This is a genomic window from Rhodosalinus sp. 5P4 (assembly GCF_041365695.1).
In the GTDB taxonomy this organism is placed as follows: Bacteria; Pseudomonadota; Alphaproteobacteria; order Rhodobacterales; family Rhodobacteraceae; genus Rhodosalinus.
In genome coordinates, this window is record NZ_JBGFSJ010000005.1 from 78,494 (window position 1) to 95,713 (window position 17,220).

Sequence of the window (17,220 nt, forward strand, 5' to 3'; positions counted from 1 at the left end):
TGCCCCTCAGATCTGCGCGCGGACCCTGCGCGACATCGTGACGTCGCGCAGCACGATCTGCGTCATGGCCGGCCGCTCGAAGATCAGGTCGACCCAGAGCCGCTCCGTCCGGCGATCGTTGAGGCGGGTGTAGGCAAGATCGAACTCGGCGACGGCGGGGTCCGCCCCCGGCGTCACCTCCCGGACAAGCTGCTCGGTGTTGGGACCGTGCCGGATGTTCAGCCGGACGAACACCTCGAGCGGACGCTCGGTTTCGATGGCGGCCTCCACGGCGATGACGTGCCGCTTCTGCAGCCCCTGCGCCGCGGCGTCCGGCACCTCCAGCGCGAGGGACAGATAGCTGCCGTCGAAGCCGAAGACATCCGCCTGCAAGGCATAGGGCGCAAAGCCCGCCGCGCAGCGGTTGCGGACCTGGCGCAACGCGATCTCGGCGCGCGGGCAGTCGTGGAAAAGCCGCGCCTGCGCGCCGAGCGCGCTGCCCGCCGGCACCGACGCCATGCCCGGCGCGTCCAGCGGCCCGTCCCAGAGCTCCGGACGCCACCACCAGTCGGTGCCGGGCCGTGACTTCGGCACCGCGTCACCGGCGGCGGTACCGGCGAGCCGCGCCTCGCCGGTGTGGATCAGCCGGTCGAGTTGCGCGCGCAGACCGCGCGCCGCGTCGATCTGCCGGCGAAGATCGGGAAGCGCGGCGTCTTCGGCGCCGCGTGCGGCACGCGTCCAGGCGCGCAGCGACCGCCGCCGCGCCAGCCCGTCCAGAATGCCGCCATCGCTCGCCATGCCGTCCCCCCGGGAGGAATTCCACCGCTCCTGATAGCGCAAAATACGCGTCAGGTGAACAAATCCCGGATCGCCGCGAAGGGCCCGCCACCGGGCGGGACGGTGGCCGGGGCCGTGGCGGTGGCCGGAGCAGGGCCGGCGCGAAGCCGCGCGGCCACGCCCGCAAGAAGCGTGCCGCCCTCTTCCCCCGCCACGGGGCTGCCGAGCGGCGCGTAGGCGGCGACGCCGACGACGCGGCCGGCCTCGACGGTGGCCCCGCGCCAATGCCGGGGATCGCCGCCAGGCAGCGCCGCGTCGCCGCCCTCGCCCAGATGAACGAGCGCCAGCGCCCCGGCCTGGCGCATCGCCAGCACACGCGTGGCCCCGGCCGCCGCGGCGAGGGCGCGGGCGTCGGGCTCGGCCAGCGCGGGGTCCTGCGCCGAGACGGTGACCGTCACCAGCGCGGGCGCGACCGCCGGCCCCCGAACACGACCGGAGGCAAGGCTCGCGCAACTCGCGATCAGCACGAAGCTTGCCTCCTCGCTGTCGCGCGTCGCGCTCTCGTCGATGCAATAGCCGGGCGGCGCGACGACGACGAGCGCCCCGCGCGCGACCGTGACCTCCCGCGGCGCGGAACCGGCGCCGCCGGGGGCTGTGCAACCCCCGGCCGACACCAACGCGACAGCCCCGAGCGCGGCGAGAGCGCCGGCTCTAGAGGTCCATGTAGACATGCTTTTCGGCTTTGCCGCCCGGATGCGTGACCGCGCCCTTGTAGGTCTCGCCCACGATCTGCGCGTATTTCCACAGCGCGCCGGAGGCGTAAATCGTCTCGCGCGGGCCCTGCCACGCGTCGCGGCGCGCCTTCAGCTCCTCGTCGGAGACATCCACGCTCAACTCACCCCCGATCGCGTCGATGGTGATCATGTCGCCGTTCCGGATCAGCGCGATCGGCCCGCCATGGGCGGCTTCGGGACCCACATGGCCGACGCAGAAGCCACGTGTGGCGCCCGAGAAGCGCCCGTCGGTGATGAGCGCGACCTTCTTGCCCATGCCCTGCCCAGACAGCGCGGCGGTGGTGGCGAGCATCTCGCGCATCCCCGGCCCGCCGGCAGGTCCCTCGTTGCGGATGACGATCACCTCGCCCTCCTCGTATTCGCGCGCCTTGACGGCGGCGAAGGCGTCCTCCTCGCATTCGAAGACGCGCGCCGGGCCGGTGAAGCGCTGTTCTTCCGCGGCCATGCCGGCCACCTTCACGATGGCGCCCTGCGGCGCGAGGTTGCCCTTCAGCCCGACCACGCCCCCGGTTGCGGTGATCGGCGTCGCGACGGGATGGACCACGCGGCCGTCCGCCTCGCGCTCGACCAGGTCAAGCTCCTCGCCGATGGAGCGGCCCGTGACGGTCAGGCAGTCCTCGTGCAGAAGCCCCGCCTTGCGCAGCTCCTTCATCACCACGGGCACGCCGCCCGCCTCGTAGAGATCCTTGGCGACGAACTGGCCGCCGGGCTTCAGGTCCACGAAATAGGGCGTGTCGCGGAAGATCTCGCACACGTCGTCTAGGAAGAAATCGATCCCGGCCTCGTGGGCGATGGCCGGCAGGTGCAGCCCGGCATTGGTCGACCCGCCCGTGCACGCCACCACCCGCGCGGCGTTCTGAAGCGACTTGAGCGTGACGATGTCGCGGGCGCGGATGTTCTTTTCTAGCAGGTCCATGACGGCGCGGCCCGAGGCCTCGCCGTACTGGTCGCGGCTCTCGTACGGCGCAGGCGCGCCGGAGGAGTTGGGCAGCGCGAGGCCCATCGCCTCGGAAACGCAGGCCATGGTGTTGGCCGTGAACTGCCCGCCGCAGGCCCCCGCCGAGGGGCAGGCCACGCGCTCCAGCACCGCGAGCTGCTCGTCGGAGTAGTCGCCCGCCTGGTGACGGCCCACCGCCTCGAACACGTCCTGCACGGTCACGTCCTTGCCGTCGAGCCGCCCCGGCAGGATCGAGCCGCCATAGATGAAGACCGAGGGCACGTTGAGGCGCACCATCGCCATCATCATGCCGGGAAGCGACTTGTCGCAGCCCGCAAGCCCCACGAGCGCGTCGTAGCAGTGCCCGCGCATTGTAAGTTCGACCGTGTCGGCGATGGCCTCCCGCGAGGCGAGCGAGGAGCGCATCCCCTCGTGACCCATGGCGATGCCGTCGGTGACGGTGATTGTGGTGAACTCGCGCGGGGTGCCCTCGCCCTGACTCACGCCCATCTTCACCGCTTGCGCCTGGCGGGAGAGCGCGATGTTGCAGGGCGCCGCCTCGTTCCAGCAGGTTGCCACGCCCACCAGCGGCTGGTGGATCTCCTCCTCGGACATGCCCATGGCGTAGTAGTAGGAGCGATGCGGCGCGCGCGCCGGGCCTTCGGTGACGTGGCGGCTCGGCAGCCGGGACTTGTCGAACTTGCGCTTGAGCATGCGTCGGGCCTCCCTCGGGTCGATTGGATCAAGGGGATACGGAAACGCCCGCCAGCGCACAAGGCCGATTGCGGGAATGCGCGCGGCGCACTAGCTATCCCAGCATGACCGGCCAGCCCTACGCCCGCCACGACGCGTTCGTTGCCCCCGCGAGATCCACGCCGGAGCCGTGGCGCCTGCTGCTCGGGGTGCTCCTGGTGGCGCTCGTGCTCTTCGGGCTCAACTGGGCGATGCGCGCGGTGCTCTACGCGGTCTCGCCCGACAGGCTTTACGACGCGCTCACCTTCGAGGACGGAACCGGGACGACCCCGGCCTCGGCGCTGGTGATCCTCTACAGCTTCGTGTTCATGGCGCTCGGTGCCGCGGCGGCGGCGCATCATCTGCACGGCCGCAGCTTCGCGAGCCTTCTCGGCCCCTCGTTGCGGCAGGCGGCGCGCGACTTCTTCCGCGTTCTCGGCGCGCTCGGGCTTCTTTTCCTGCTCGTGATGCTGCTTCCGCCGTGGGGCGCGCCGGGGGCGGCCGCGCCCGAGCCGAACATGGCGCCGGGGCTCTGGCTCGCGCTTTTGCCGTTCACGCTGAGCGCGCTCGTGGTGCAGACCGGCGCCGAGGAAGTGCTGTTCCGCGGCTACCTCCAGCAGCAGCTCGCCGCGCGCTACCGCAGCCCGCTCATCTGGATCGGCGTGCCCTCGGCGCTGTTCGCCTTCGGCCACTACGCGCCGGGCCAGTTCACGGGCAATGCGTGGCTGGTGGCGCTCTGGACCGGCGCCTTCGCCATCGCGCTCGCCGACCTGACCGCGCGGGCGGGCAATCTCGGGCCGGCCATCGCCATGCACTTCTTCAACAATCTCTTCGCCGTGGCCCTCACAGCGATGGAGGGCAACCTCTCGGGGCTCGCGCTCTACGTCTACCCCTTCAGCACGACCGACACCGACGCCATCCGCAGCGCCCTGCCAGTGGATCTGGCCATCATGGGATGTTCCTGGCTGGCCGCGCGCGTCGCGATCCGCCGCTGATTGCAATCCGGCGCTCGCGGGCTTATTTCGCCCCAGTCCCCGCCCAGCAAGGCACCGCCATGAACTGGATCACCAACTACGTCCGGCCCCGCATCAACTCGATCTTCTCGCGCCGCGAGATGCCCGAGAACCTTTGGACGAAGTGCGACGAATGCGGGACGATGCTGTTCCACCGTGAACTCAGCGACAACCTCAACGTCTGCACGAATTGCGGCCACCACATGCCGATCAGCCCGCGCGAGCGCTTCGCCACGCTTTTCGACGCCGGCGTCTTCAAGGAGGTCGGTGTTCCCCAGCCGGTTGCCGACCCGCTGCAGTTCCGCGACCAGAAAAGATATCCGGACCGCATGAAGGCCGCGCAGAAGGCCACCGGCGAGAAGGAGGCGATGCTGGTCGCCGAGGGCGAGATCGGGCGCACCCCCATCGTCGCCGCCGCGCAGGACTTTTCCTTCATGGGCGGGTCGATGGGGATGTATGTCGGCAACGCCATCATCGCCGCCGCGCGCCGCGCCGTCGAAACGCGGCGGCCCCTGATCCTGTTCTCCGCCGCCGGCGGCGCCCGGATGCAGGAGGGGATCCTTTCGCTCATGCAGATGCCGCGCACCACCGTCGCCGTGGAGATGGTGAAGGAGGCGGGCCTGCCCTACATCGTCGTGCTCACCCACCCCACCACGGGCGGGGTGACGGCAAGCTACGCCATGCTGGGCGACGTGCAGATCGCCGAGCCGGGCGCGCTGATCTGTTTTGCCGGGCCCCGCGTGATCGAGCAGACGATCCGCGAGAAGCTGCCAGAGGGCTTCCAGCGCGCCGAGTATCTTCTGGATCACGGGATGCTCGACCGCGTGACGCCGCGCGGCCAGCTCCGGGACGAGCTCATCTCGATCACGCGGATGCTGCTGAACCTGCCCCCCGCTGTGAAGGGCGACCTGCCGGCGCCCGAGACGCCGGGCGACGACACCGCCGTCGCCGCAAAGGAGCCCGCCGCGCGATGAGCGGGCTTGCCTCCGACGTCATCCTCGAACGGATGATGTCGCTGCACCCCAAGGTGATCGACCTCACGCTCGACCGGGTCTGGCGGCTGCTCGCCGCGCTGGGCCACCCCGAGCGCGCGCTCGCGCCCGTCATCCACCTTGCCGGGACGAACGGCAAGGGCTCCACCCTCGCCTTCCTGCGCGCGGGTCTCGAGGCCGGCGGCCAGCGCGTGCACGCCTACACCTCGCCGCACCTCGCCCGCTTCCACGAACGAATCCGGCTTTCCGGCGCGCTGATTTCCGAAGAGGCGCTGACGGCGGCGCTAGACGAGTGCGAGGCCGCGAACGGCGGCGCGCCGATCACCTATTTCGAGATCACCACCTGCGCGGCGCTTCTGGCCTTCGCGCGCACGCCCGCTGACTGGACGCTGCTCGAGACCGGCCTCGGCGGGCGGCTCGACGCGACGAACGTGGTCGACGCGCCGCGGCTCACGATCGTGACGCCCATCTCGCGCGACCACGAGCAGTTCCTCGGCGACACGGTGGCGAAGATCGCCTTCGAGAAGGCGGGTATCCTGAAGCGCGGCACGCCCTGCGTCGTCGGCCCGCAACCCGAGGACGCGATGGAGGTGATCGAGCGGCAGGCCGCGCGGCGCGGCGTTCCGCTTCTCGCCCATGGCCAGCACTGGCATGCCCGGGAAGAGCGGGGGCGCCTGATCTACCAGGACGAGCGCGGGCTTCTGGACCTGCCCCCGCCCGTCCTGCCGGGCGCCCACCAGATCGACAACGCGGGCGCGGCGCTCGCCGCGCTGCGCCACCTCGGCTTCGGAGAGGACGCCTGCGAGGCCGCCGTGACGGGCGCGGAATGGCCGGCGCGGATGCAGCGCCTGCGCCGCGGACCTCTGGCCGAGAGCGCGCCCGGCGTCGAACTCTGGCTCGACGGCGGGCACAACGCCTCCGCCGGCGCCGCGCTGGCGCGCCACCTCGCAAGCCTGCCGTCGCGGCCCACCCACCTCGTCTGCGGGATGCTCAACACCAAGGACGTGGCGGGCTATCTCGCGCCGCTAGCGGGCGTGGCCGACAGCCTGACGGCGGTGTCGATCCCAGGCGAGGCGAACACCCTGCCCGCCGAGACCACCGCCGCCGCGGCCGAGGCCGCGGGCCTGCCCGCCCGCACCGCCGAGAGCCCTGCCGCCGCCCTCGCCGCCCTCGCCGCAGAGACGCCCGATGCACGGGTGCTCATCTGCGGCTCGCTCTACCTCGCCGGCGCCATCCTGCGGGAGAACGGCTGATCGCCTCGGGGGCGCGGACAGGCTCAGGGATGACCCCAGCCGTGGCTCATCATCTCGCGCAGCCGGCTCGCGGTGCGCGCGAACTCGAAGCTGCCCTCTCCCTCGACGTAAAGCATCTCGGGCAGGGCGGCGGCGGTGCAGATGAGCCGCACCCGCGCCTCGTAAAGCGCGTCCACCAGGGTCACGAAGCGCCGCGCCTCGTTGAAGTTGGAGCGGCCGAGCTGCGGGATGTCCTCGAGCACGAGCACCCGCACCGCATCCGCGATGGCGAGGTAATCGGCCGGCCCCAGCGGTTGTCCGCAAAGGTCGTGGAAGCGTGCCCGCGCCACCCCGTTGTGGAAGGCGGGCAGCACCACGTCGCGGCCCTGGACGCGCAGCGTGAGCGGCGCGTGATCGCCGCCGGTCAGCCCGTCCCAGATCTCGGCCACGGTGCGCCGTGCCACCGCGTCCACGGGCGTGAAATAGACCGGCGAGCCCGCAAGCCGGTCCTGCCGGTAGTCGGTTGCCCCGGCGAGCTCGTGGACAACCAGGCGCTCCTTCAGGAGATCGATGAAGGGCAGGAAGAGCGCGCGGTTCAGCCCGTCCTTGTAAAGATCGTCGGGCGCGCGGTTCGAGGTAGCGACCACCACGACCCCCGCCGCGAAGAGCTGCTCGAAGAGCCGCCCGACGATCATCGCGTCGGTGATGTCGGTGATCTGCATCTCGTCGAAGGCAAGGCAGCTGATCTCGTCCGCGACGGCGGCGGCCACGGGCCGGATCGCGTCGTCCACCCCCTCGGCCCGCGCCGCGGCCATGCCGGCGTGCACCTCCTGCATGAAGGCGTGAAAATGCACGCGGCGCGTGGGCGCGGGCGAGGCCGCGGCGAAAAGGTCCATCAGCATGGACTTGCCGCGCCCGACCCCGCCCCAGAGATAAAGGCCCCTCGGCGGTTCCGGCGCGCGGCGGAAGAGCCCGCGCTTCACGGGCTGGGCGAGAGCGCGGCGGATGCGCTCCAGCTCGGGCAGCACCGCCTCCTGCGCCGGGTCCGGGTCGATCGCCCCGGTCGCCACGCGCGCGGCGTAGAGATCCTGCATCGTCTCGCTCATGCCGTCCGCCATAGCGCGGGCCACGACGCGCCGCCAGAGTCGCGGCTCAGCCGGGCGGGTCCTCGACGAAGTCGCGCATCGCCTCGGCCACCTCGGCGGGGTGGGTATGGACAAGGCCGTGGCCCGCGCCCTCGACCACCTCCTGCCGCGCCACCCGGTTCCACTGCACGAGACGCCCGAGGGCGGAGAGCGGGATCACCGTGTCCTCCCGCCCCCAGATCGCCAGCACCGGCACGCCCGCGCGCGAGATCGCGCGATGCTCGGCCTCCATCGGGCGGGCGAGGATGCCGCGAAGGCTGGCCTTCACCGCCGGGAGGAAGCCGCGCCAGCGCAGCTCCGCCGCCTGGCGCTCGGCCATGTCGGGCACGGCGCTTTCCCGGCCCGCCGCGGCCTCTTCCGCGATGCCGCGGCGAAGCTGGCGGGGATAGCCCGCGAGAAAGAGCCAGTCGCCGAAAAGCGGTGCACCGCACGCGAAGCGCGCCAGCGGGCCGAGGTCGTGGCCCATGCCGGCCGGCGCGATCAGCACGAGGCTTCGCAGCCGCTCCGGCCGGCGCGCCGCATATGCCGTGGCGATGGCCCCGCCCATCGAGTAGCCGATGAGCGTGATCGCCTCGTCCTCCTCCAGCATGTCGGCGAGCAGGGCGTCGAGCTGACCGGTGAAGAACGCCGCGTCCTGCGGCCCGGCCGGCCGGTCCGAAAAGCCGCGCCCGTAGAGATCGTAGACCAGGACGCGAAACCCCAGGCGCGAAAGCTCGGGCAGAAGCGCCTCCCACACGAAGGAGGGCGTGGTGAGGCCGTGCACGCAGACCGCGACCGGGCCCCGCGCCTGTCCCGCCCAGCGATAATGCGTCTCGCCGAGCGGCAGGGGGGCGAACTCGCCGGGCGCGGCGCGGCGGGCCTGCGCATCCATGATCGGGCGGCGGCGCTCGCGCAGGAAGGGCGCGGCCGCGATCCCCGCAGACGCGGCCCCCACCAGCCAGAGCCACGCGCTCATGCGGCCGCCTGCCAGCGCGACAGGATGTAGCGCGCCGTCATCAGGTCGAGATGCGCCCCGCCGCCGTTCTTGAAAAGCGTGACCTCCTCCGCGCCCTTCCGGGCGAAGGCGTCGGGCTGGTAGAAATCGGCGACGATGTCCTCTTCCGCGAAGGCGCCCGAGGCGATTGGGATGAGAAGCTCGCCGATATGCCCGACCGTCGTGGCGCGGCTGTCCACGAAGACGCGGGCGCGCGACAGCGCGTCGTCATCCGCCTCGCGCATGTCGCGGCGGAAGGCGCCGATGAGGTCGAGGTGCTGGCCGGGGCGCAGCCACGCGCCGCGGATCACCGGCTCGGTCGACATGGTGGCGCAGGTGACGATGTCCGCCCCCGCCACCGCGGCTTCGAGATCGTCGGCCACGGCCATGCCCGGAAAGGCTGCCGCCATCTCCTCGGCCCGCGCGCGGCTGCGGTTCCAGACGGTGAAGCGCGCCCCGGGAAAGCCCGCGCCATAGGCCTCGCGCAGCGAGCGCGCCACCGTGCCCGCGCCGACGATCAGGATCTCGCGCGCATCGGGCCGCGCCAGGCGGCGGGCGGCAAAGAGGCTGTCGCCGGCCGTCTTCCATTTCGTCACGAGATGGAAATCGACGATCGCCTCGAGCAGGCCGGTATCGTCGGCATAAAGGCTGACCCCGCCATTGACGCTGGCAAGATCGCGCGCCGTGTTGCCGGGAAAGATCGTCGCCGATTTCACGGCGATGCCCAGCCCGTCGATCCAGGCCGCGCGCGACAGAAGCGTGTCCTCGCCCCGGTAAAGGAAACTGTCGGCCACCTCGGCCTTCGGGCGGCGGTGCCCATCGGCGAACGCGTCGCAGAGCGCGCGCCAGTCGAGCCGCGCCTCGCCCTCGGCGAAGGGGATCACCGGAACCGCGCTCATGCTGCGGCCTCGGCGCCCAGAAGCCCCGCATCGACGAGCCGCCGCGCCCAGCCCTCGTGTCCGTCGAAGCGGTGCGCCTGCCAGCCGCGCGCGGCCGCGGCGGCCACGTTGTCCGCCCGGTCGTCGGCGAAGAGCAGCCGCTCCGGCGCAAGCCCCGTCTCGGCCTCCACCCGCGCGTAGATTTCCGGCTCGGGCTTGATGACGCCCATGTGCCCCGAGATGAAGGCGCGGTCGAACTCGTCGAGGAAGGGGTAGTGGCCGCGCGCCAGCTCGAAGCTGCCGATGCCGAAATTCGTGAGCGCGAAGACCGGCACGCCCCGGCCGCGCAGCGCGCGCAGCAAGCGCACGGATTCCGGGATCTCGGGCTGCGCGAGCTCGATCCAGCGGTCATGCCAGAGCCTGATCTCGTCCCGCCATTCGGGGTAGGCCTCGGCCGTTTCGTAGATGGTGTCGCGGAAGTCCCCGCCCCGATCCACGCGGTCGTTCATGGCATGCAGGTCCACCGCCTCGAAGAGCGCGCGGCGCCGGGCCGGGCCGATCTCGGCGTCGTAGAACCGTTCGGGGTTCCATTCGATCAGCACGTTGCCGATGTCGAAGATAACCGCGTCAGGTCGCATCGTTCCGTTTCCCTTTCCGCCAGTTCCTGGGCGTCGCCATGAGCCTAGGCGCAAACGGGCGGGATTTTCCATCCTTCCGTGCCATGCGCGGGGATCACGCCCGCGCGGCGCGCAGCGACCGTTCCAGAGCGTCGAGGAAACGGACGCGGTCGGCCTTCCCGAAACCTTTCGCCCCGCCCTGACGGAACGGATCGGCCGCACGCAGATCGGTCATCAGGTCGCGCAGGGCAAGCGCCTCGCCCACGTTGCGCTCGGTCAGGGCGCTGCCGTCGGGCCGCAGGACAAGCGCGCCGGAGGCCACGCAGCGCGCCGCGAGCGGCATGTCGTTCGTCACCACCACGTCGCCCCGTCCCGCGCGCTCGGCGATCCAGAGATCGGCCATGTCGGGCCCCTCGGGCACGATCACCACCTCGACCAGCGGGTTTGTGGAGGGACGCAGGCCGCCGTTGCTGACCAGCTTCACCGGCACCTTGTGACGTGTGGCGACGCGCTCGGCCTCGGCCTTCACCGGGCAGGCGTCGGCGTCGACGTAGAGGGTCACGCGTAAAGCGCCTCGGCATGGAAGCGAAGATGCTCCTCCATGAAGCTCGCGACGAAGAAGTAGCTGTGGTCATAGCCCTTCCGCAGGCGCAGCGCGCCGTCCACGCGGCACGCCGCCATCGCCTCGGCCAGCGCCTCGGGGCGCAGCTTGTCGATGTGGGGATCGGCCGTTCCCTGATCGACCAGCAAGGGCGCGTCGAGCCCCCGGTCGCGCATCGTCAAGGCCGCGTCATGGGGCCGCCACGCGGTCTCGTCCTCGCCAAGATAGGCGCGGAGCTGCTTGCGCCCCCACTCCGCCGCGCTCGGATGCGCGATGGGCGCGAAGGCCGACACCGAGCGGTAGCGCCCGGGCAGCCCCATCGCCAGCGTCAGCGCGCCGTGCCCGCCCATGGAATGGCCGGTGATCGCCTGGCGCTCCGGGTCCACCGCAAAATGCGCGCCGATGAGCGCGGGCAACTCCTCGGCCACGTAATCCCACATGCGGTAATGCCGGGCCCAGGGCATCTCGGTGGCGTTGACGTAGAACCCCGCGCCCTGGCCGAGGTCGTAGCTCTCGTCGTCGGCCACCTCCGCGCCGCGCGGGCTGGTGTCGGGGAAGACGACCGCGACGCCCTGCTCCGCCGCCCAGCCCTGCGCCCCCGCCTTGGTCATGGCGTTCTCGTGCGTGCAGGTGAGCCCCGAGAGATAGAAGAGCACGGGCACCGGCGCGTCCTTCGCCTCTTCCGGAAGGAAGAGGCCGAAGGTCATGTCGCAGGCGCAGGCGTCGGAGGCGTGGGTGTAGACGCCTTGCACGCCGCCGAAGGCGCGGTTTTCCGAGACGGTCTGCATGGGCGGGGCTCCTTCCCTTGGGCTTCCGCCCTCTCCTAGCAGGACGGGCGGCGCGCGGAAAAGGGCTCAGGCGTCCCCGTCGGGGCAGATGGTCAGGATCTCTTCGAGCGGCTTCTTGATCTTCGCCGCGCGCGGCACGGTCGCGTCCTCGGCAGGGTGCCCCACGACGAGGATCATCACCGGCTTCTCGTGATCGGGGCGGCCGCAGAGATCATTGAGAAAACGCATCGGGTTGGGCGTGTGGGTCAGGCAGGACAGCCCCGCGCGGTGCAGCGCGGCGATCAGAAAGCCGGTGGCGATGCCCACGCTTTCGGGGACATAGTAGTTCTTGTAGCGCTCGCCCTCCTCGGTGAGGCCGTAACGCTGCGCGAAGACCACGACGAGCCAGGGGGCGGTGGTCAGGTGCGGTTTCGAGGCGGCGGTGCCCATGGGCTCCAGCGCCTTCAGCCATTCCTCGCCGGCGGCCCCCTCGTAGAAGCGTTCTTCCTCCGCCTCGGCGGCGGCGCGGATGCGCGCCTTCATCGCCGGATCGCAGATCGCCACGAAGTGCCAGGGCTGGTGATTGGCGCCCGACGGCGCGGTGCCGGCGGTGCGGACGCATTCCGCGATCACCTCTCCGGGCACGGGCCGGTCGGAAAAGTCGCGCACGCTGTGGCGGGTGCGCATCTCCTCGTGGACGGCGCGCGCCGCCGCGATCATCCGCGCATCGTCCATCTCCCGCCGGTCGGGAAGCGGTAGCGGCTCGTAACGGACTTCGCCCTTGCGGAACATCGGTGGCCTCCCTTTCAGGTCGCGGGCAGGTTGGCGATGACCCAGGTGACGGTGACGATGCTCGCCAGCGTCGAGAGCAGGATCGCCGCCGATACCCGCTGCGGCGCCACGCCGTAGTGCTGCGCAAGGATGTACACGTTGCCCGCCACGGGCAAGGCCGCGGCGGCGATCATCACGCCCGCCTTGTAGGGATCGGCGGGAAAGAGCCAGAGCACACCGAAGGCTACGGCCGCCGGATGCAGCACCAGCTTGCACAGGCTGAGCCAGGCTGCGATTTCCACGCGTTCGGCCGACTTGGTGGCAAGCGACGCCCCGATCGCGAAGAGCGCCCCGGGCGTCGCGGCGGCGCCGAGAATGCCCAGGAACTCGTTCACCGGCCCCGGGATCGTCCAACCGGTGCCCGACCATGCGAGGCCCAGCGTGATCGACACGATCATCGGGTTGCGGACCAGCCCCGTGCCCACCGTCCCAAGAATGGCGAGGCTCATCCGCCCGTCGCGCGCCCCCGTGATCAGGATCACGATGAGCGAGGAAAACACGATGAGGTCCACGGCGAGCGCGAGCATCACCGGCCCGATCGCCCCGGCCCCCAGCAGCAGCGTCAGCATCGGCACGCCGAGAAAGCCGGTGTTGCCGATCACCGCCGTCTGCGCCTCGACCGCGGCGGTGGGAACGTCGAGCCTTCGCAGCAACGCGACGCCGGTGGCGATCGCGTAGACCACCGCCGTGCCCCAGAGATACCCGGCCACCAGGCGCCCGTCGAAGATCTCCGTGATCGAGAGATTTGCGGCGAAGCGGAAGAGCATCGCCGAGAGCGCGAAGTAGAAGACGAACTTCGTCAGGTAGGCGGTGGCCTCGGCGCTGAAGAATCCGCTTCGCCCGGCCCAGAAACCGAGGCCGATCAGCGAAAAGAACGGCAGCGTCTTTAGGAATATCTCGAGCACCGAAGCTTCGTAGCATGCCCCCGGCCCGCGTCAATCCGCCGCCACGCGCGAGGGCTGCGACGACGCCTAGCCGCTGCCGATCAGAACCCCCGCGGCGAAGACGAGCGCGCCGCCCAGCACCACCTGGAAGGTCGCGCGCAGCCAGGGCGTCTCCATGAAACGATTCTGCATCCACGCGATCGCCCAGAGCTCCACGAAGACGACGGCGATGGCGATGGCCGTCGCGGTGGCGAAATGCGGAATGAGATAGGGCAGCGCGTGGCCGAGCCCGCCGAGCGTGGTCATCACGCCCGAGGCGAGGCCCCGCTTGATCGGCGATCCCCGCCCCGACAGCTCCCCGTCATCCGAGGCCGCCTCGGTGAACCCCATCGAGATGCCTGCCCCGACGGAGGCCGCGAGGCCGACGAGAAACGTCGTCGAGGTGTCCTGCGTGGCGAAGGCGGTCGCGAAGATCGGCGCGAGCGTGGACACGGAGCCGTCCATCAGCCCCGCAAGGCCCGGCTGCGCCCAGGTCAGGACGAACTGGCGCCGCGCCGTGCGCTCCTCGGCACTTTTCGCGTCGGCGTCGAGGTGTTCCTCGGCGAGCCGGTCCGCCACCTGCTGATGGCCCGCCTCCGCGGCGGCGAGGTCGCCCAGAAGCTTGCGCGTCTCCGCATCCGTGCTCCGCTGCGCGGCGACGTGATAGAAATGCTCCGCCTCCTTCTCCATCATCGCGGCCTCGTCGCGGATCCGCTCGATGCCGAGGTTCTCGACCAGCCAGACGGGGCGGCGCGCGTAATACCCCGCGACATGCTCGCGGCGGATCAGCGGTATGGTCGGGCCGAAGCGTTTTTCGTGCTGCTCGATCAGCCGCGTGCGGTGACGGTCCTCCTCCGCCGCCATTCCCTCGAAGATCCGGGCGGTGTCCGGATAGGCGTCGTGCAGCCGCTCGGCGTAGCTGCGATAGATCCTCGCGTCGTCCTCCTCGGAGGACACGGCGAGAGCGAGGATTTCCCGCTCGCCGAGATCGCTGAAATGCCGCCGCTGGGTGAAGAAACGCATGAGTGCCTCAGTTTAGAATTATTCCAAATTATAGCGGCCCCGCGGCGAAGGCAAGGCCCGCGGTCCCGGGCGAGCGGGGTTGCTAGAACTGAACCGTTCGGTTTATGTTCGCGACATGGAAGACACGCCGATGAACGCATCCTCGAGCACGCCGCGGAAGGGCCGGAAATACGACCAGGTGCTCGAAGGCGCGCGCAAGGTCTTTCTCAGCGACGGGTTCGAGGGGGCCAGCGTGGACGACATCGCCCGCGCGGCGGGCGTTTCCAAGGCGACGCTCTACAGCTACTTCGCGGACAAGCGGCTTCTGTTCATGGAAGTGGCCAAGCGCGAATGCGCCCATGCCGCCGCGGAGTCGCTCGAACTCGTGGAAACCACGGCGCCGCCGCGTTGCGTGCTTCCCGTCGCGGCGCGCAAGATGCTCGGCTTCATGCTTTCCGATCTCGGCCAGCGCGTCTACCGGATCTGCGTGGCCGAGGCGGACCGCTTCCCCGAACTCGGGCGCGAGTTCTACGAATGCGGGCCGGCGCTCGTCCGCGACCGCATGAAGCGCTACCTCTCCGATGCCTGCGCGCGGGGCGAGCTAGAGATCGACGACGTCGACCTCGCCGCCGACCAGTTCGCGGAGCTCTGCAAGGCCGACCTGCACCCGCGCATGGTCTTCGGCATCAAGCGCAGCTTCACCGAAGAGGAAGTGCAGCGCGTCATCGACGGCGCGGTCGAGACCTTCATGGCGCGCTATGGGCGTCACGATTCTTCTTCCGAAAAATCATGACAGGTTGGAGGGAAGAAGAAGACGTTCCCTATTATCCACCAGACAATGCGGGAGGCCGTCCAACCTGCGTTCGGCCGCTTGGCGGACTTTTCAGTCATTGGACTTTTCATCACCAGTAAGTCTGTCAGGGGAAAGGGGAACCTCGGTCAAAAGCCGATTTGTGCAACAGAGCCGCTCTGTAGGGCAAAGTGGTCCAGCTGGGCATTCGCACCAACAGGCTTGCGGACTTAGGAGACAGTCGGGGCAAGAACGATGTGGGCTCCGACTAAAGCGGCTTCTCCATGATTACGAGATGACGCGCGATCTCTGGATCTTGCACACTGGCAGGGTCAAAAGGAGCTTCCTCAAAACCCCGAGATTCATAGAACGCGATCGCTTCCCGAAGTCCGCTGCTCGTGTCGAGATAAAGCGCCGAAAGGCCCATCTCTCGGGCTTCTATTTCGAGTCGGTCCAGTAATCGTCTGGCAAGCCCGGTACGCCTGGCTTGCGGCCGCACGAAGAGCCGCTTTATCTCCCCCTTCCCATTGGAAAGCCGGTGCAAGAGCACCATGCCGATCAAGTCTCCCTCTCGACTCCTGGCAACGATAAAGCAGCCATCAGGTCCAAGAAATTCGTCAGTTTGCTCGACAGTCTGGCGAAGTTGCTCCTCTGGGTCGACAACCTGCCCGGTCGCCTCCTTATGACGCGCCACGGCAAAACCCAGATATTCCCGTTTCATGTCGATCCAACCGGGCACGCCGGCCAGATCCCTTAACACTTCAATCCGGATCTCGTCGGCAGTCATCACATCCCCCCAGTTTTTGAGCCTAGCAGTTCTTCTCCCTCACCGGAACGGCGGCAACGGGCTCGCAGCGGACCTTCACCCTGACAGGATCAGGGCGCCCGAAGGCCCCCCATGTGTATCGCATCCGACGGCCGATGACCTCGCGGGCCGGCGAAGAGTTCGACCCAGAACCTTCGTCAGTCCACCCGCCGAACGAGAAGCTGGTTGCCCGGCCCCTTCTTCGTCTCGAACACCTTCAGGTCCGCGACGAGGTCCGAAAGCTTCCGCTTGCCATAGGTCCGCGTGTCGAAATCCGGGTAATCCGCCTGGATCTGCTGGCCGATGCGCCCCAGCGGGAACCATTCGTCCTCCTCCTGGTCGATCTTTTCCATCGCGTCGAAAAAGAGCTGCCGCGCCTCCGAAAGCGTCTGGCCGCTCACCTCGCGGGTCCGCGACGGGCCGGTGTCCTCCGGCGCGATGTTCTCGATCGCCACGAAGCGGTTGCAGGCGTTCTTCAGCGCGTCCGGCGCCTTGGCCTCGCCGATACCGATCACGGTCAGGCCATGTTCCCTGATGCGGCTAGCGAGGCGGGTGAAGTCGCTGTCCGAGGACACCAGAACGAACCCGTCGAACCGGCCGGCATGGAGAATGTCCATCGCGTCGATCACGAGCCCGATGTCAGAGGCGTTCTTGCCCCTGGTGTTCGCCGTCTGCTGATGCTGCACGAGGCCGAGTTCCTGCGCGACACGGGTCCAGCCGGCAAGCCGCTGGTTCGACCAGTCGCCGTAGACCCGGCGAAGCCCGGGCTCCCCGAAGGTGGTGATCTCCTTCAGGATCTGCTTGGCGTGTTTCGCCGGCACGTTGTCGGCGTCGATGAGAACGGCCAGAAGCGGGGTGCGGTCGGGGCTGGGCAAGAAGGTCCTCCATTTTCCGGCAATGTCGCCGATACGGGCGGCGGGCACAATGTGTCCTCAGAGCCGGCGATGCATCACCAGCGCATCCACCAAGCCTTCCGCCGGGTGCCGGAACGCTTCCGGCAGGCGTCCCACCACCGTGAAGCCCGCACGGTCCCATGTCTCTATCGCGCGGGTGTTGGTGGCGACGACGAAATTGAACTGCATGGCGCGGAATCCGCGCGCCCGCGCCTCCTCGAGGGAATGGGCAAGCATCTTCCGCGCCACGCCCCGGCCTCGCGCCCAGGGCGCCGTGCAATAGCCCGCGTTGGCGACATGGGCGCCGCCGCCTGGCTGGTTGGGCTTCAGGTAGTAGGTGCCGAGGACGCGACCCTCCTCCTCGGCCACGAAAGTTTCCGCGCCGGGCGGGCGCCAGTAGGCGAGGGCGCCCGCGCGCCCGCCCCGCGGATCGGCGACGAGGCTGTCGCCCGCCTCGATCACGGGCTTCAGGATCGCCCAGATCGCGTCGTCGTCGGCCGCGGTTGCCGGGCGGATCGCGAGCGCCATGCGGGAAGACT

The 17,220-nt window shown here is 69.8% G+C and carries 19 protein-coding genes; 4 read left to right on the plus strand and 15 right to left on the minus strand.

Going from position 1 to position 17,220, the window contains the following annotated elements; translation table 11 throughout:
- Window positions 1-6: 6 nt before the first annotated feature.
- The 3 genes from AB6A69_RS10760 to ilvD are packed head-to-tail and all read right to left on the minus strand — an operon-like array spanning window position 7 to window position 3,201.
- Entirely contained in the window at window positions 7-777 is a 771-nt protein-coding gene (locus tag AB6A69_RS10760) for a DUF6478 family protein (RefSeq protein ID WP_371060764.1), read from the minus strand.
- A gap of 50 nt (window positions 778-827) precedes the next feature.
- Window positions 828-1,487, minus strand: a complete 660-nt coding sequence (locus AB6A69_RS10765) for a dihydroxy-acid dehydratase (protein WP_371060765.1) — start codon at window positions 1,485-1,487, stop codon at window positions 828-830.
- Window positions 1,468-3,201: a dihydroxy-acid dehydratase gene (gene ilvD / locus AB6A69_RS10770; RefSeq protein WP_371060766.1), complete on the minus strand. Its 1,734-nt coding sequence runs from the start codon at window positions 3,199-3,201 to the stop codon at window positions 1,468-1,470. The genes AB6A69_RS10765 and ilvD overlap by 20 nt, the downstream gene beginning before the upstream one ends.
- Before the next feature lie 104 nt (window positions 3,202-3,305).
- Here ilvD and AB6A69_RS10775 point away from each other — a divergent pair, with 104 nt between their 5' ends.
- The 3 genes from AB6A69_RS10775 to AB6A69_RS10785 are packed head-to-tail and all read left to right on the plus strand — an operon-like array spanning window position 3,306 to window position 6,477.
- Window positions 3,306-4,214 (plus strand): lysostaphin resistance A-like protein, encoded by a 909-nt coding sequence (locus AB6A69_RS10775; protein ID WP_371038682.1) that lies wholly within the window; start codon window positions 3,306-3,308, stop codon window positions 4,212-4,214.
- Window positions 4,215-4,273: 59 nt separating this feature from the next.
- On the plus strand, window positions 4,274-5,206 hold the full coding sequence (gene accD, locus AB6A69_RS10780) for an acetyl-CoA carboxylase, carboxyltransferase subunit beta (protein WP_371038683.1): 933 nt from the start codon (window positions 4,274-4,276) through the stop codon (window positions 5,204-5,206).
- Window positions 5,203-6,477: a folylpolyglutamate synthase/dihydrofolate synthase family protein gene (locus tag AB6A69_RS10785; RefSeq protein WP_371060767.1), complete on the plus strand. Its 1,275-nt coding sequence runs from the start codon at window positions 5,203-5,205 to the stop codon at window positions 6,475-6,477. Before accD ends, AB6A69_RS10785 begins: the two co-directional genes overlap by 4 nt.
- 23 nt (window positions 6,478-6,500) lie before the next feature.
- Here the strand turns inward: AB6A69_RS10785 and zapE are convergent, their stop codons facing one another.
- The 9 genes from zapE to mbfA all read right to left on the minus strand — a co-directional run bounded on the left by zapE (window position 6,501) and on the right by mbfA (window position 14,214).
- Window positions 6,501-7,562, minus strand: coding sequence for a cell division protein ZapE (gene zapE, locus AB6A69_RS10790; protein ID WP_371060768.1), 1,062 nt, complete (start codon window positions 7,560-7,562; stop codon window positions 6,501-6,503).
- A gap of 46 nt (window positions 7,563-7,608) precedes the next feature.
- Window positions 7,609-8,556: an alpha/beta fold hydrolase gene (locus AB6A69_RS10795; RefSeq protein ID WP_371060769.1), complete on the minus strand. Its 948-nt coding sequence runs from the start codon at window positions 8,554-8,556 to the stop codon at window positions 7,609-7,611.
- On the minus strand, window positions 8,553-9,473 hold the full coding sequence (locus AB6A69_RS10800) for an ornithine cyclodeaminase family protein (RefSeq protein WP_371060770.1): 921 nt from the start codon (window positions 9,471-9,473) through the stop codon (window positions 8,553-8,555). The genes AB6A69_RS10795 and AB6A69_RS10800 overlap by 4 nt, the downstream gene beginning before the upstream one ends.
- Window positions 9,470-10,090 carry an HAD family hydrolase gene (locus tag AB6A69_RS10805; protein WP_371060771.1) on the minus strand — a complete coding sequence of 207 codons (621 nt, stop codon included), beginning with the start codon at window positions 10,088-10,090 and terminating at the stop codon, window positions 9,470-9,472. The genes AB6A69_RS10800 and AB6A69_RS10805 overlap by 4 nt, the downstream gene beginning before the upstream one ends.
- Window positions 10,091-10,184: 94 nt before the next feature.
- Entirely contained in the window at window positions 10,185-10,631 is a 447-nt protein-coding gene (locus AB6A69_RS10810; protein ID WP_371060772.1) for a YaiI/YqxD family protein, read from the minus strand.
- Window positions 10,628-11,458, minus strand: coding sequence for an S-formylglutathione hydrolase (gene fghA / locus AB6A69_RS10815; protein ID WP_371060773.1), 831 nt, complete (start codon window positions 11,456-11,458; stop codon window positions 10,628-10,630). Before fghA ends, AB6A69_RS10810 begins: the two co-directional genes overlap by 4 nt.
- Window positions 11,459-11,524: 66 nt before the next feature.
- Window positions 11,525-12,229, minus strand: a complete 705-nt coding sequence (locus tag AB6A69_RS10820; protein ID WP_371060774.1) for a nitroreductase family protein — start codon at window positions 12,227-12,229, stop codon at window positions 11,525-11,527.
- A 14-nt stretch (window positions 12,230-12,243) separates the two neighbouring features.
- Window positions 12,244-13,173 (minus strand): AEC family transporter, encoded by a 930-nt coding sequence (locus AB6A69_RS10825; RefSeq protein WP_371038693.1) that lies wholly within the window; start codon window positions 13,171-13,173, stop codon window positions 12,244-12,246.
- A 66-nt stretch (window positions 13,174-13,239) separates the two neighbouring features.
- A complete protein-coding gene (gene mbfA / locus AB6A69_RS10830) occupies window positions 13,240-14,214 on the minus strand; it encodes an iron exporter MbfA (RefSeq protein ID WP_371060775.1) in 975 nt (324 codons plus the stop codon).
- A gap of 130 nt (window positions 14,215-14,344) precedes the next feature.
- Here mbfA and AB6A69_RS10835 point away from each other — a divergent pair, with 130 nt between their 5' ends.
- Entirely contained in the window at window positions 14,345-14,986 is a 642-nt protein-coding gene (locus tag AB6A69_RS10835) for a TetR/AcrR family transcriptional regulator (protein ID WP_371060985.1), read from the plus strand.
- A gap of 265 nt (window positions 14,987-15,251) precedes the next feature.
- Here the strand turns inward: AB6A69_RS10835 and AB6A69_RS10840 are convergent, their stop codons facing one another.
- From AB6A69_RS10840 to AB6A69_RS10850, 3 genes are all read right to left on the minus strand, one after another.
- Window positions 15,252-15,770 carry a GNAT family N-acetyltransferase gene (locus AB6A69_RS10840; RefSeq protein ID WP_371060776.1) on the minus strand — a complete coding sequence of 173 codons (519 nt, stop codon included), beginning with the start codon at window positions 15,768-15,770 and terminating at the stop codon, window positions 15,252-15,254.
- Between the two features lie 176 nt (window positions 15,771-15,946).
- Window positions 15,947-16,663: an NYN domain-containing protein gene (locus tag AB6A69_RS10845; RefSeq protein WP_371055599.1), complete on the minus strand. Its 717-nt coding sequence runs from the start codon at window positions 16,661-16,663 to the stop codon at window positions 15,947-15,949.
- Window positions 16,664-16,720: 57 nt separating this feature from the next.
- Window positions 16,721-17,209: an N-acetyltransferase family protein gene (locus AB6A69_RS10850; RefSeq protein WP_371060777.1), complete on the minus strand. Its 489-nt coding sequence runs from the start codon at window positions 17,207-17,209 to the stop codon at window positions 16,721-16,723.
- Window positions 17,210-17,220: the final 11 nt, after the last annotated feature.